Below are 12,968 nucleotides of genomic sequence, written 5' to 3' on the forward strand. Positions count from 1 at the left end.
GTTTTTCTAATCCATATTATAGATTTTTATCTTGCTCAACTTCACACTTTTCGATTGCTAATTGTACACGCAAAGACTAATATCTCGCGCAAAGAGCCCCGTAACACCAAAAGTTTGTTGGCACTCTGCATTAGAGCGCTAAGGGTTTTTACGTCTTAAATTTTTTGGAGAGATACGCAAATGTCTGCTTCGTTTCCATTAGCGAAACTTACCTTTTTAATCGCAATATTGACTGCCGTGGGTCAAATGACCCAAACAATGTACGTGCCTTCAATCGGTCATATGGCGGGTGAGTTTTTGGTGTCTGCGTCATCACTTCAAGCTGTGATGGCTTGTTACCTGATTCCATATGGCTTATCGCAATTCGTGTACGGTACGCTGTCGGACCGCTTAGGTCGCAAGCCAATCATCATAGCAGGCCTACTTATCTACATCGTAGGTACATTGGTGGCGCTCTTTGCACACCAATTTGAATGGTTCTTGATTGGTAGTTTCATCCAAGGTTTAGGTATTGGCTGCGGTGGTGCGATGTCACGTACTCTGACTCGCGACTGCTTTGAAGGTTCTGAGCTACACAGAGCAAATAGCTTAATCAGCATGTGTGTGATTTTCTCACCATTGTTGGCTCCTGTGCTTGGCGGCTACTTAACCGAAGCGTTTGGCTGGCGCTCTAGCTACCTATTCTTAGCGCTGTTTGGCATTGCAGTGGTGATTACCATGATGACCAGCATGATGGAGACGCTACCAAAAGAGAAACGCAAGTTCGAACCAGTAGCCAAAAGCTACAAACACGTTTTATCAGATCGCCGCTTCCAAGGCTTTTTGATCTGCCTAGTTGCGACGTTTGCTGGCGTAGGTGTGTTCGAGGCAGCAGCTGGGGTATTGCTAGGTGGTGTATTGGCATTACCAGCAACAACGGTAAGTTTACTGTTTATCTTACCGATCCCGGGTTACTTGGTGGGTGCCGGCTTATCTAGCTACATCGCGCAGCGTCGCTCTGAGCGTCGTGCTTTAAATGTGGGTTTGGTATCGATTTTTGTTGGTTCAGCTATTGTGCTCATCCCTGGCTTGTTTGGTTTAACCACGGCGTTAACGCTGGTTGGTGGCGCAACCGTGTACTTTTTGGGTGCGGGTATCCTATTCCCAGCCGCAACAACCGGAGCAATTGCGCCATTCCCATACCATGCAGGAACAGCAGGCGCGACATTGGGTGGCATGCAAAACTTGGGAGCAGGTATTGCGACCTTGCTTGCATCACTATTTCCAGCGCATAACCAGATGCCACTGGGTGTTTTGATGATGGCAATGTCGGTAATTGCAATGCTTGGGCTCATGTGGGTAAATCGAGCGCACAACCACTCAAACGAAGTGCCGCAAGTCATCTGATCATTATCGACTAACGTTCAAAATCCAAAAGGGACACACTAAACTAGTGTGTCCCTTTTTTCATATCACACTATATCGATTTACCGATGAGAATGATTTAACTTTCGAATTGATATTTGTTAAAAATAACAGCTGCTTACACAATGTGTTTTCAGCTCCCTTCAAATTGAGTAGCCAACTCGGAAATATTGAGAATTCTCACTTTTTCGGCACACCCCATAACAAAGAATGGACAACTGAAAACCACTAACGAAATGAAAGCCCAGCCCTCAGGATGAGGCCACTTGGGTGTATAATAAGGACAAAAACAGATGCGTTTCACTTTAACTACGTTGGCCGTCTCGGTCGCGCTTGTCGCCGGATGCAGCAATCAAGGAACCCCCAGCATGACTCAATACTCCCAATCACAGATCGTTGCTCAACAAACTCAAGCTCCGGTTGCGAAAAAAGTCCCTCACGCGATGACTATTCATGGTGATACTCGCGTTGATAACTACTACTGGATGCGTGACGACGAACGTAAAGATCCGGAAATTTTGCAGCACCTAGAGCAAGAAAATCAGTATGCGGAAACCGTTCTCAAGCACACTGAAGCTCTTCAAAATGAGCTATTTGAAGAAATTAAAGGTCGCATAGCAAAAGACGACAACTCCGTTCCTGTGCGTAAAGGCAACTACTTCTACTCAAGTGAAGTGACCGGAGATAACGAATACGAAGTTCACCTTCGAGCTAAAGACTTTGCAGGCAAAGACAAGCAAGTCATTTTAGATGTCAATGAACTTGCAAAAGAACATGAGTTCTTCAGTATTGGCGGCTTGTACGTTAGTCCGAATGAAAACTTACTAGCGTATGGCGAAGATACATTAAGCCGCCGCGTTTACACTCTTAAGATCAAAGACCTGAAAACAGGCAATTACCTACAAGATGAAATCGAAGGCGCCTCAAGCGCGATTGCATGGCAGAACGATAACAACGCCTTTTACTACATCAAAAAAGATCCACAGACCTTGCTGGGCTACCAAGTGTATCGTCATGTTTTAGGCACGCCACAAAGCAGCGATGAGTTGATTTTTGAAGAAACCGACAGCGCCTATTACACCTCACTAAGCAAAAGCAAAGATGGCGAAGATATTTATATCTGGCATTCCAGTACAGAAACCAGCGGCGTCTCCATCATCGATGCGAACAACCCTAAAGCAAAGGCGAAGCCTTTTTATCCTCGTGAAAATGGCATTGAATACAGCATTTCTAAGCTAGGCGATTGGTATTACATTTATACCAACTATCAAGCCGTGAACTTCCGTTTGATGAAAGTTAAGCAAGAAGAGATGCACGATCGCTCTAAGTGGCAAGACGTGATTGCCGCAGACGACAACACTCAACTTGTCGACTTCGAGCTATTCAATGATCACCTCGTCTATGAGCAGCGCTCTAACGGCCTAGCAAGCGTCACTGTACGTCAGCTCTCAACAGGAAAAGAATTCCCCCTCACATTTAATGACGATGCGTTTGCAGCCTATTTGACAGGTAACCTAGAGCTGGATAACGAGAAAGTTCGTATTTATTACAGCAGTTTAACCACTCCAGGAACCTACTACGATTTCGATCTAAAAACGGGCGAGTCAGAAATCATGAAGCAAACACCTGTACTTGGTGATTTTAATCCTGACAATTACCAATCAGAACGCATTATGATTACAGCCCGTGACGGTAAAGAAGTACCCGTTTCTTTGGTGTATCGTAAAGACTTATTTAAGAAGGATAGTACGAACCCACTCTACCAATATGGTTATGGATCTTATGGTGCAACCATTGAGCCAACTTTCCGCTCGACACGTTTGAGTCTATTAGACCGCGGCTTTGTTTACGCCATCGCTCACATTCGCGGTTCTGAAATGCTTGGCCGTCCTTGGTATGAGGATGGTAAAAAACTCACCAAGCAAAACACATTCAACGACTTTATTGATGTAACTAAAGGTTTGGTTGAACAAGGCTACGGCGCGAAAGATAAAGTCTTCGCTGTTGGTGGCTCTGCAGGTGGTCTCTTAATGGGGGCAGTCATCAACCAAGCACCAGAATTGTATCGCGGTATCGGTGCACATGTTCCGTTTGTGGACGTGGTAACCACCATGCTCGATGAATCAATTCCATTGACCACCAATGAATATGATGAATGGGGTAACCCAAATAACAAAACATACTATGACTATATGTTGAGTTACTCGCCTTACGACAACATCAAGGCGCAAAACTACCCAAACATGTTGGTAACGACTGGCTTGCACGACTCTCAAGTACAGTACTTTGAACCAATGAAGTGGGTCGCCAAACTTCGTGAAATGAAGACTGACGATAACGTTTTGTTGTTCAAAACCGATATGGAAGCCGGACACGGCGGCGCATCTGGTCGATTTAAGCGCTTGAAAGAAGATGCGTTAGAGTACGCGTTCTTCCTCGATTTACTCGATAAAAAATAAGCGTATTAATAGAACTGCATCTCTAACAACAAAAATGCCCGCAACTTGCGGGCATTTTTTATAGACGCGCTCTCTAAACAGAGAGTTGGGGTACCTAAGACATCATTACCAGTGTCTCTTATAGCCAACGGAAAGCAGAAAGAAAAACGCCTACTCACAATGAGTAGGCGTTAACACAATAAATGTGTTTAGGCAGTAGAAACTGGCCTATTTATTAGAAGTAGTAACGAGCACCTAGAGTCCAGTAGTCGTTCTCTTCATTGTTGTAGTCGTTACCTAGGTCAAACTGGTAACCAGCGAAAGTAACGAATGCAGGAGTTACTGCGTATTCTGCTTGTAGCGCAGTTTCGCTTGAAACTGTCTTGTTGTCTTTGTCGTCTTCTACACCTTCGTAGTTAACGCTGAACGTCCAATTGTTGACTCCGTACGCCAGTAGGCCCTCAAGCTGAGTAGTTTCTTCACGCATTTGGTAGAAGTACTCGTTCATGCCGTATACAACAGCTGCGTACAGACCAGAGCCATACTCACCGTAATTTACAGAAACAAGGTGTGATTCAGCAGTTTTAGTACCTAGACCAGAATTCTCAACATCACCGCCGCTGTATACATAGCCAAGACCGAAGCCCGCGACAGAGCCGCTTAATGCGATTTGACCACGTTGGTCATACTTGCTGCCTTTAGAGACGTATTCTGGAAGACCTGTGTTAGGGTTTTGTTGTAATGATAGGCCTCTATCATCATTTTCACCTTGCCAACCAAGACCTAGGTTGAAAGCAAAACCTTCGCCAAACTCAAAGCTTTTACGGTAGCTGATCATTTTTTCAGCACGACCAGTACCTAGATTGTTGTGATTGTCGTACAAAAAGTCGTTCGCGAACGCGATTGGTAGATCCGCAACGCCAGCGACATCGTAGTACGGAGACCACTGTGTACCTCCCACTAAACGGCCAAACTGCTGGTGGGTCGCGCCGATGTAGCCCAAACGAGTTGAAAACGACTGGCTACCACCATTTAGGTAGTTAAGTGCCCATTCGCCTTTAGCATCGATAGTAATACCGTTGCCAATGTCTTTCTTACCCGCAACGTTAATACGTGGAGATACTTGGTGAACTTTTACTTCTTCTTCGAAATACTCACCCACGCCAACTGAAACGTGACCGCCGATCGATAAAGATGTACCATCGCTGTTGTAAACTTCTGCTGCGAAGGCCTGTGAACCACATGCTAGTGCCGCCACTGCAACGGCTAGAGTTTTCATTTTCATTGTTAACATCCGTATAGTTGTTTGTACCGGTTCGCTTAGAGACAGATTAAATCCGAATCAATCGCAACGAACACATAACAAAGTAGTAATGAAATAGAAATGAAACAAACACTTTCTTATGCAACCAGTGGTATTAATGCTCACGTTTTGAAATAAGTCACAAAAAAATAGGGAACTTTTCATTCCCCATCATAAAATCTGTGGCTTTTTACGTGTCACATCTCCCAACGTGCGAGTGGCTTCTCAGTTTTGATACCCTTACTGCCCCAGCGGTCAATAACATCAATTTGCAGTATACGACTCGGTTTAATAAGCGATGTCAAGGTTTTCGACGGTCGTTTATCCGTAACTAACCATAGCGTTTTATCTTGTTCAAACTGAGCTTTTAAAGATAATTTGTCTTCTTCTGTCCACTCGAGTTCTGGCTTAAATTCGCGCCCAACCACAAACAATTGGTTGCCAGAGGCAAAGTCCTCTAGTGACTCACTCATCAGTACCACTGAATCGATGCCTTTATCGAAGATCTCTGCCTGTTGTTGGTTGATCAGTTCACGCACATTGAGCATAAAAGCCTGTTGATTCGTTTGAATCGCCTTTTGGTGTTCAGGATATACACGTTGTAGATCCTCTCCAACAATGCCCGCCATTCGGATTAAGTTTGTAGGGTTCAGCCACGCGTACTTCGATGTTGACCCGTTTTCCAATGTCAGTGCTGCAACTCCTTGAGCTCTAGGAGAAATGGCCTGCGATGCATCGATTTCAATCAAGTGAATGTTGCCCTGTCGAGCGTAAACATAAGTCGGGTCTTGTTTCCAAATCGCACCAAGAGTAATAGCAACCGTCGCGGCTTGACCCGCTTGCTTAACTTGCTCTGTACCTTTATTTGCGAACCAGTTCTCAAGACGCTCAACGCCGTAACGCTTTGGAGGCAGATACTGAGTCTCTATCCCTGTACCTTTCATGAGTTGCTCAGACAACATGTACGTGACGGGAGTGCTGGTTAAAATGTCTTTGGCGCTTGCCAACGATGGAAGTGTCGTCGCTATAACCAAACCAAAAGTTATCGCTAATTTTTTTATCTTCATGTTCATTACTTTATAAAAAGGGTTACGCTTTTTTGATAATTCGGTAAACCGTTGCTGTTAGGAAAAATGCCGCAGAAACAATGATGATGGATGCGCCTGATGGCACTGGTAGCTCAAGCTCCATCGGCAGTATGGTTCCGACTAAACACGCAATGGTTGCCAATAAAGAAGAAAGGAGAACGAAACTGCCCATGCGTTTAGTCAATAACCTAGCCGTTGCACCAGGGATCAGTAGCAATGCACCAACCAATACCGCGCCAATAATCTTTACCGCGGCGATGGTGACCAAGGTGATCATCATGACAAATAAGTAATCATAAAAGCTGGTATTAAAGCCGCGTACACGTGCAATATCCGGGCTAATACAAGTCAGCAAAATGCGGTTAAACGTTGGAATAAGAAGCAGTAATATGATCAAACAACTGATCGCTAAAATAAGGATATCGTTGTCCGTCACCGTCAAGATCGAGCCAAACAACACGTTCTCCAACATGTGAATGTTGATCTTACGAGCGACGTACATTAACAGCGCAGCACCAACCGCTAACGCTAGTGCAAGAAAAACCCCAACCAGTGTGTCGTAAGGTACATTCGTACGATTACGAACAAAGTGAAGCAACAGCGCAAAAATCATACAAAAGCTAAACAATCCGATGATCGGATTCTCTGGCGGCTCACCGAGCAACACACCAATCGCGATTCCGGTAAGCGCAGCGTGCCCAACCGCTTCAGAGAAAAAAGCCAGTCGCTTGGCGATGACTAATGTCCCAAGGCCACCAAGTAATGGTCCTAATATCAGCGCTGCCACAATTGCGTTCACCATGAAGGCATAAGAAAAGCTATCGCTTAACCATCCAGCTTCAACGCCGCTAACCGCTAACTCTCGTAACCAATTCATTATGCAGCCTCCACTTTTGCTGTGTAGTGCTTGAATAATGTTTCTATACGATCGGGACTTAATACATCTGAATGGTGCCCTGACGCCACAATTTGACGATTTACGACATGGACCTGCGCATCTAAACGGCGCACTGCGGTCACGTCATGGTGTACTGCCAGTACCGTTTTGCCTTCTCCAACGACTTCATGAATCAAACCTTCAAGGTACCGAACACCTTGCTCGTCCATCCCAGTTGTAGGTTCATCTAAAACCAATAAATTGGGCTCATCCAGTAAAGCTTGCGCAAACAAAACACGCTGTTGCTCTCCGCCAGAGAGTTGCCCCATACGACGATCGCAACGCGTTGCCATGCCCACACGATCAAGCTGGGCCAGGGCATGTTGAGTTTGCTTTGTTTTACGTCGCCAAAATAGAGGGATACGGGTTTGATTAAGCAGCACAAAATCCATCACGGTTAACGGGAGGCTTGCCTCGAACATCGCCTTTTGTGGTACATATCCTATCTTACCCGATGCAGCTGATTGCTCTGGCCAATTGAGTGCAATGTTTCCCGAAAATGGTGTTAGCCCAAGTATCGAACGAAGCAAAGAGGTTTTCCCACCACCATTCGGCCCCATGATAACGTGGCATTTGGCGCTCTCGAATTCAGCGTTGATGTTCTGCAAAATAATATTGTCGGCGTATTTCAGGCCCACGTTATTTAAGGAAACGGAAGGACCTGTCATTACGCCTTTTCCCCTGCTCGCTTGCTCGCAACAAACTTCATTGCTTCAATGAGCGTTTCCACGTTATCTCGCATCTCAACCTCGACTTTATCAGCCTCATACTCACCGTGAGTCATGTGAGAAAAGCGATAAAGCTGCACCCCTGTCGCCTCTTCGATGGTATCAACAAAACGGTTCGGCATATTGAGCTCATAGAACAGCACATCAATGCCCGATTCACGAATTTTCTCAATCGTTTCCTGCAACTGACTGGCACTTGGTTCAACGCCATGAGCAGGCTCAATGACAGCTGCGACGTCAACACCAAACTCCTGAAGGATATAGCCGTAAGCATTATGGGTTGTCGCCACCTTCATACCAGCCGTGTCCAACTCACCAAGAGACAACATTGCATCACGCTTCATCAGGCGGAAAGTTTTCGCATATTTACGAGCATTTTGGCGATAAAAAGTAGCGTTGTCTGGGTCCAGTTTACTTAGCTCACTCGCGATGGTGTAAACCTTTTGAATAGTGGTCGATAGACCAACAAAGGTGTGAGGGTTCACTGCACCTTGACCAACTGACTGCCCCATCGCCGGTAACAGAGGCACTTCTTTGTTCGCTTCGATAACCACGAGATCATCACGCTGAGAGGCTTTGATCACTTTCAGTGCAAAATCGTCATGACCAATACCATTGATCACTATCGCATCCATTTCATTCAAACGTTTAAGATCATTGGGTTGCGGTAAATAATTATGAGGGTTAAAACCAGCATCGACCAGAGGAATGATGTTCGCCTTGTCATCAACAACAGCTTTGACATAGCTGTAATAAGGTTGAAGCGTAATACCAATACTGAGTTTATCGGCAGCAAAGCCTGTAGAAGACACCGTCAATAACACGGTGGCTGTAAGAATACGACGTAAAAGAGAGCGTTTGATCATAGTTCTTATCAATTATGTTGTCTTAATGGGCGTGAGAATGGGAAGAAGAGGAATCTGACAGAACGATTTGTTGCCAGCCATGCTGGCGGCGTTTTGCTAGATCGCTTAGTACCTCCGCATTTAACGATCGGCTAGAATCACTAAACCAAATATCAGCTTGAGAGCCACGGCTATCCAGAAGCATAGAGGCAGAACCTTGGGCATTTTTCTTCATGCCAATGTAGACTCCGTCATCGATTCGTTTCCACTGATGAGACCCTTTGCGCTTCCAATTTTGGTCTTTTACGAATGGAGCAATCCAAAGCGCCTCCATGTCAGAGACCTCAGGCCAAGTTCCAGTTTCTAGCTGCAAATCACGAATCTCTTCATGAGCAAGCTTAAGTTCAGCGATCAAACCCAACTCGTTTTGATGTAAGTCCGTGATTAAAACTTGATGAGCCTGTATGTCTGGCTTTTCAGTCGCGACCTGATGGTAGGGCATAAGTATGGCTGCAGAACCGAGAATCGCTGCGATAGTCAGTGCGACCCACTTTCCTTCTCGGTTACCATCATCGGGACGAACTTTCTGTACACTCATTTCTCTTTCAGCTCAACGATATCCACTTCCACCGGGCTTTCATGTCCGGCATCAAATACCAAATAGAAATCTGTTTCAGGGTGAGTAAATTCTGCTATGGAACGCTTATCTGTTTTCTCTTTGGCGATCAGATTGTCGTCGTAATCGTACATTTCGACATCGTAGTCGACCGCTGTCGATCCATCCGAGTAGCCCGCTTCACAAATCACTTTATCTTGCGCCAAGTGACAACTCATCAGAGGGAAGTGTGCAGCAGCGTGAAAAGAAGCAAATCCAGAAAAAATCAAAGCAGCTTTGAGAAGAGAAGTGTTATTCATGATGATTCCAAAATGGCCCAGCGATTGCTGAGCCTAATTCGATTAGTTAAGTTGAGTTTCAAACGTAAGGTGAACATTGGCACTCGCTTTATCCGCCAATGGATTATCTTTTAATTCACCTTTGTAGTTCGCTTTCATTAAGTAGCGCCCTGCGACCTCTGGCGTGAAGATCACTTTGCCATCTTTATCACTCACCACATCGATTTGTTCTTGATGGTTTCGGTACATGGTGCCTTCACGTGTGATCTCCGCTGTGACGCCCTCTTGTGGCTCACCATTGAAGAAAAACTGGAAAGTGACTGGTTCACCTTCAATGATATCCGATGGATGCGTGATCGGTTTCATCTCCAGCATTTTGCCTTCAATCTCCAACGCTTTTTCCGTTGGCATACCAACCGTGATGTAGCTTTCTGCTCGGGTGTAGATCAGTTGTGTAACCACATCACGCGCCTGTTTTGGAAGTACATCATGACGCTCAGCTTTGTTTGCTCGCGCCCATTTCACCGTATCACGACGACCCGCTTTGTATTGGGTGTAGTAGCTCGGCTGATTATTGATCGCGACTTTGTGCGTGCCTTCTTCCGTAAAAAAGAAATCAAACATAGAACGACGTTTGCCACGAACAACAAAGTTAGGACGCTCAGAACGGCCATCCGGCATCACCACGAACGCTTGGTCACTACCCGCAGGCTTATCAAAAACAAACGTCCCGTGAGAAGCAGTAACATCAAATGTCAGCCAGTCACCGCCTTCTTTTGAAACCGTAAAGTGAGAAGGCAGAACCCAACGTGGATGCGCTTGTGCGGTGGTTGTTGCAGCCAATCCCATTGCCATTACACTCGCCAATGCCACTGCTTTGATTTTGGTTTTCATTGTTGTGTCCTTTAATCACTTAACTTGATAATTGACGGTGATGACACCCGTCTCTTGAGTTGGTTTAAGCTCATAGCGCACTTCACTGTCCGCTAGCGTTATTTTTTGACGTAAGTAGTTACGCCCACCGTGTTCACGAACGACTTCGACGTACAATGTGTAATTTCCCTGCTCCAAACGCTCCCCTGCGTCATTGGTTCCATCCCAGACAAAGCGGTATTGACCAGCAGGACGTGTTGCTGACGTCACCGCATCAACAAGTTCACGATCATAACGACCCGCTTTTCTCCACCAGCTACGTAGATCTTTTAACCATTCGTCTTTCCCTACCCATAGCTGAATGGTTTTAACCGGTTTACGCTGGCCGTTTTCAACCCACACCGCCACATAAGGGCGTGCGTACATTGAAGTGTCTATCTTTGGAAGTTCGAATTCGAAATCGATCTTCGCGTTATCTGGTAGAGGAGCCGCAGAAAGAGAGAAAGGAGCAAAAGCCGCGATCAAAGCGGCTTTACAAAAGTGATTACGGCGGAAAAATCTTCCTGTGTTCAACATAAGTGTTCTCTAAAAAAGCTGTTATGGAACAGCAACAAAATAAATCACGAGCGACAGTAACGTACCAAAGCTCATCCATTGCATTGACGTTCTAAGCGTCTTCTTCTTAGGCAGTAATAAGCACACACCTGTTAGAACAAAAAACACCATCAAAAGCGCAGTGACGTCGATAAACCACTTCCAAATCCCACCACTGTTGCGGCCTTTATGTAGATCGTTCAGCAGCGCAACAATACCGTAGTGCGTCGTTTCAACCTCTGCCGCACCGGTGGTCATATCAATAAAGACCGTAGCGTTATAACCTGGGCCTTTAAAATCCATAGACAGCTCTCCGAGTAACAACTCACCTTGCTCAACTTCGGTATACACATCTAGTGCGGAGGGAGTGCCGCGAAGCTCGGTTTCTTTAGTCAAGAAAGCCACCAGCCCTTCACGATTAGGTTGAAAGGTATCTGAATGTGAGAATAGAACTGAGTGCGGAACCGTCAGAGTATGTTGTTGAATGATAGGTTCACTGCGTTCAAATAATTCGGGGCGATTGAGGGTAATTCCAGTTATTGCAAAAAACAGCGTAACTAAGAGAAGAGCCATCGAAATATAGATATGTAGGCGGCGAGCCCAAGTTTGAACACCTTTGCTTTTAAGCAACATAGAAACAATCATCACCAATAAATGTGGGGCATAATTTAGGTGATAATCATTCGTATTGGCATTTAATTTACATTGTTTACCTTTTCAATTCAGCTTGGCTGGCGCATGTTGTAACTATTTGAGCCAATGTGAGTTACCGATTGCTTACCCTCTAGAAACAATCATCTCAATTAAAATAACCAAAAGTTAAACCACTTTCTCAATTCGAAAAAATGACACAAATTGCATACCAATATAAATTAGTATGTTCTTTTTCAACTTAACTAATTTCGGTGCAAAACATGAATAAATGTCCTGCGATCATCGGTGTTGTATTTGATGAAAAGAGTTTGAAAGCTATCGATAGAATAAATGAATTACATGAATTAGAGAGATCGGCCAAAGTATTTATTAGCTTGGGTAACCTTTGGAGTATTTTTGGAGGAAACTCCCTGAAGGGGACAGCGAGTAGTGGTCTTTCTAAAGCAATTACCGCTATTCCTGCCACAGCAAGATTGGAAACCGCTAAGAATGTTAGTGTTGGATTAGGAAGAGGCATTTCTTCCGATGCGAGCCAAACTGCTTGGAGTATATCACAAGCCAATTGGGAGTATTACTTCAAATCATATAGTGCCTTAGACCAAATCAAGCTAAGAGAAATCGAAAAAATCGCCACTTTCCAAGCACTTGACCATGTGCACGATAGCAAGCAATATAGATTTTGGAAAGCGATCTCAGATGGATGTAAAATATGAACAAGAATGTTGTAATAATACTCTTATCACTTTTCTCAAGTGCCACTTTAGCAAGTGAAAAATTTGAAGCCAGTTTGTTTAAAAACGTAAGCCAATCTATTGATAATTATGGTGCTAAGATAAAGCTGTGCGAATCTATGGCAGACCAGAATACACCTGACAAACAAACCCTAGAGTATTCAAAGAAGCATATAGAAGCATTAACTCCTGTTCTGCCGTTTTTAAGCGAGAAAGCTTTTGAGGCTTGTGTATTAAAAGAGAAGCAAGAGCTAGCATATTATCTATTAATAGCAAAAAATAACGCTTCAAGAACCTCAACATTAAAGCTTGTAGAATCGACTGAAAGCCTTACTTTTCATATCGAACCTACATCGAGAGAAAAGTTTGAAACACTGAGCAAGGTACATCAAGAATATATAGAGAAAAGCCCTTTTTTCTCCCGACCATTTGATGCATTAGCTTTTTATGAAAAGCTCATACAGTAAATAGCCTTTATG

14 protein-coding genes are annotated in these 12,968 nt (G+C 44.6%); 4 read left to right on the forward strand and 10 right to left on the reverse strand.

The genetic code is table 11. The annotated features are described in order from the left end of the window. Positions 1-180 precede the first annotated feature (180 nt). Both emrD and J8Z23_RS20555 read left to right on the forward strand, forming a co-directional pair. Complete coding sequence (gene emrD / locus J8Z23_RS20550; protein WP_005393574.1) at positions 181-1,386, forward strand: multidrug efflux MFS transporter EmrD; 1,206 nt, start codon at positions 181-183, stop codon at positions 1,384-1,386. A gap of 311 nt (positions 1,387-1,697) precedes the next feature. Further along, positions 1,698-3,863 carry a S9 family peptidase gene (locus J8Z23_RS20555; protein WP_434635311.1) on the forward strand — a complete coding sequence of 722 codons (2,166 nt, stop codon included), beginning with the start codon at positions 1,698-1,700 and terminating at the stop codon, positions 3,861-3,863. A 214-nt stretch (positions 3,864-4,077) separates the two neighbouring features. On the opposite strand, the gene J8Z23_RS20560 is transcribed toward J8Z23_RS20555, so the two are convergent. From J8Z23_RS20560 to J8Z23_RS20605, 10 genes are all read right to left on the reverse strand, one after another. Beyond that, positions 4,078-5,127, reverse strand: a complete 1,050-nt coding sequence (locus J8Z23_RS20560) for a porin (protein WP_104970300.1) — start codon at positions 5,125-5,127, stop codon at positions 4,078-4,080. Between the two features lie 215 nt (positions 5,128-5,342). After that, a complete protein-coding gene (locus J8Z23_RS20565; protein ID WP_114323503.1) occupies positions 5,343-6,212 on the reverse strand; it encodes a metal ABC transporter solute-binding protein, Zn/Mn family in 870 nt (289 codons plus the stop codon). 22 nt (positions 6,213-6,234) lie between these two features. Beyond that, positions 6,235-7,110 (reverse strand): metal ABC transporter permease, encoded by an 876-nt coding sequence (locus J8Z23_RS20570; RefSeq protein ID WP_182034865.1) that lies wholly within the window; start codon positions 7,108-7,110, stop codon positions 6,235-6,237. Continuing rightward, positions 7,110-7,838, reverse strand: a complete 729-nt coding sequence (locus J8Z23_RS20575) for a metal ABC transporter ATP-binding protein (protein WP_104972215.1) — start codon at positions 7,836-7,838, stop codon at positions 7,110-7,112. Before J8Z23_RS20575 ends, J8Z23_RS20570 begins: the two co-directional genes overlap by 1 nt. Next, entirely contained in the window at positions 7,838-8,764 is a 927-nt protein-coding gene (locus J8Z23_RS20580) for a metal ABC transporter solute-binding protein, Zn/Mn family (protein WP_006741228.1), read from the reverse strand. The genes J8Z23_RS20575 and J8Z23_RS20580 overlap by 1 nt, the downstream gene beginning before the upstream one ends. Positions 8,765-8,786: 22 nt before the next feature. Continuing rightward, positions 8,787-9,341 (reverse strand): DUF6162 family protein, encoded by a 555-nt coding sequence (locus J8Z23_RS20585; RefSeq protein WP_046873903.1) that lies wholly within the window; start codon positions 9,339-9,341, stop codon positions 8,787-8,789. Continuing rightward, complete coding sequence (locus tag J8Z23_RS20590; protein WP_301659939.1) at positions 9,338-9,658, reverse strand: hypothetical protein; 321 nt, start codon at positions 9,656-9,658, stop codon at positions 9,338-9,340. The genes J8Z23_RS20585 and J8Z23_RS20590 overlap by 4 nt, the downstream gene beginning before the upstream one ends. 42 nt (positions 9,659-9,700) lie before the next feature. After that, on the reverse strand, positions 9,701-10,531 hold the full coding sequence (locus J8Z23_RS20595) for a DUF4198 domain-containing protein (RefSeq protein WP_301659940.1): 831 nt from the start codon (positions 10,529-10,531) through the stop codon (positions 9,701-9,703). A gap of 15 nt (positions 10,532-10,546) precedes the next feature. Beyond that, entirely contained in the window at positions 10,547-11,086 is a 540-nt protein-coding gene (locus J8Z23_RS20600; RefSeq protein WP_301659941.1) for a DUF2271 domain-containing protein, read from the reverse strand. Between the two features lie 21 nt (positions 11,087-11,107). Beyond that, entirely contained in the window at positions 11,108-11,737 is a 630-nt protein-coding gene (locus tag J8Z23_RS20605) for a PepSY-associated TM helix domain-containing protein (RefSeq protein ID WP_046873933.1), read from the reverse strand. Positions 11,738-12,018: 281 nt separating this feature from the next. Here J8Z23_RS20605 and J8Z23_RS20610 point away from each other — a divergent pair, with 281 nt between their 5' ends. Together J8Z23_RS20610 and J8Z23_RS20615 are read left to right on the forward strand one after the other, a co-directional pair. Further along, positions 12,019-12,471 (forward strand): hypothetical protein, encoded by a 453-nt coding sequence (locus tag J8Z23_RS20610; protein WP_243328101.1) that lies wholly within the window; start codon positions 12,019-12,021, stop codon positions 12,469-12,471. Further along, the gene (locus tag J8Z23_RS20615) at positions 12,468-12,956 is read left to right on the forward strand and encodes a hypothetical protein (RefSeq protein ID WP_065645578.1); all 489 of its coding nucleotides are present in this window, start codon (positions 12,468-12,470) and stop codon (positions 12,954-12,956) included. The genes J8Z23_RS20610 and J8Z23_RS20615 overlap by 4 nt, the downstream gene beginning before the upstream one ends. Positions 12,957-12,968 lie beyond the last annotated feature (12 nt).

It is taken from the genome of Vibrio sp. SCSIO 43086, assembly GCF_051132235.1.
Lineage (GTDB): Bacteria > Pseudomonadota > Gammaproteobacteria > Enterobacterales > Vibrionaceae > Vibrio > Vibrio diabolicus.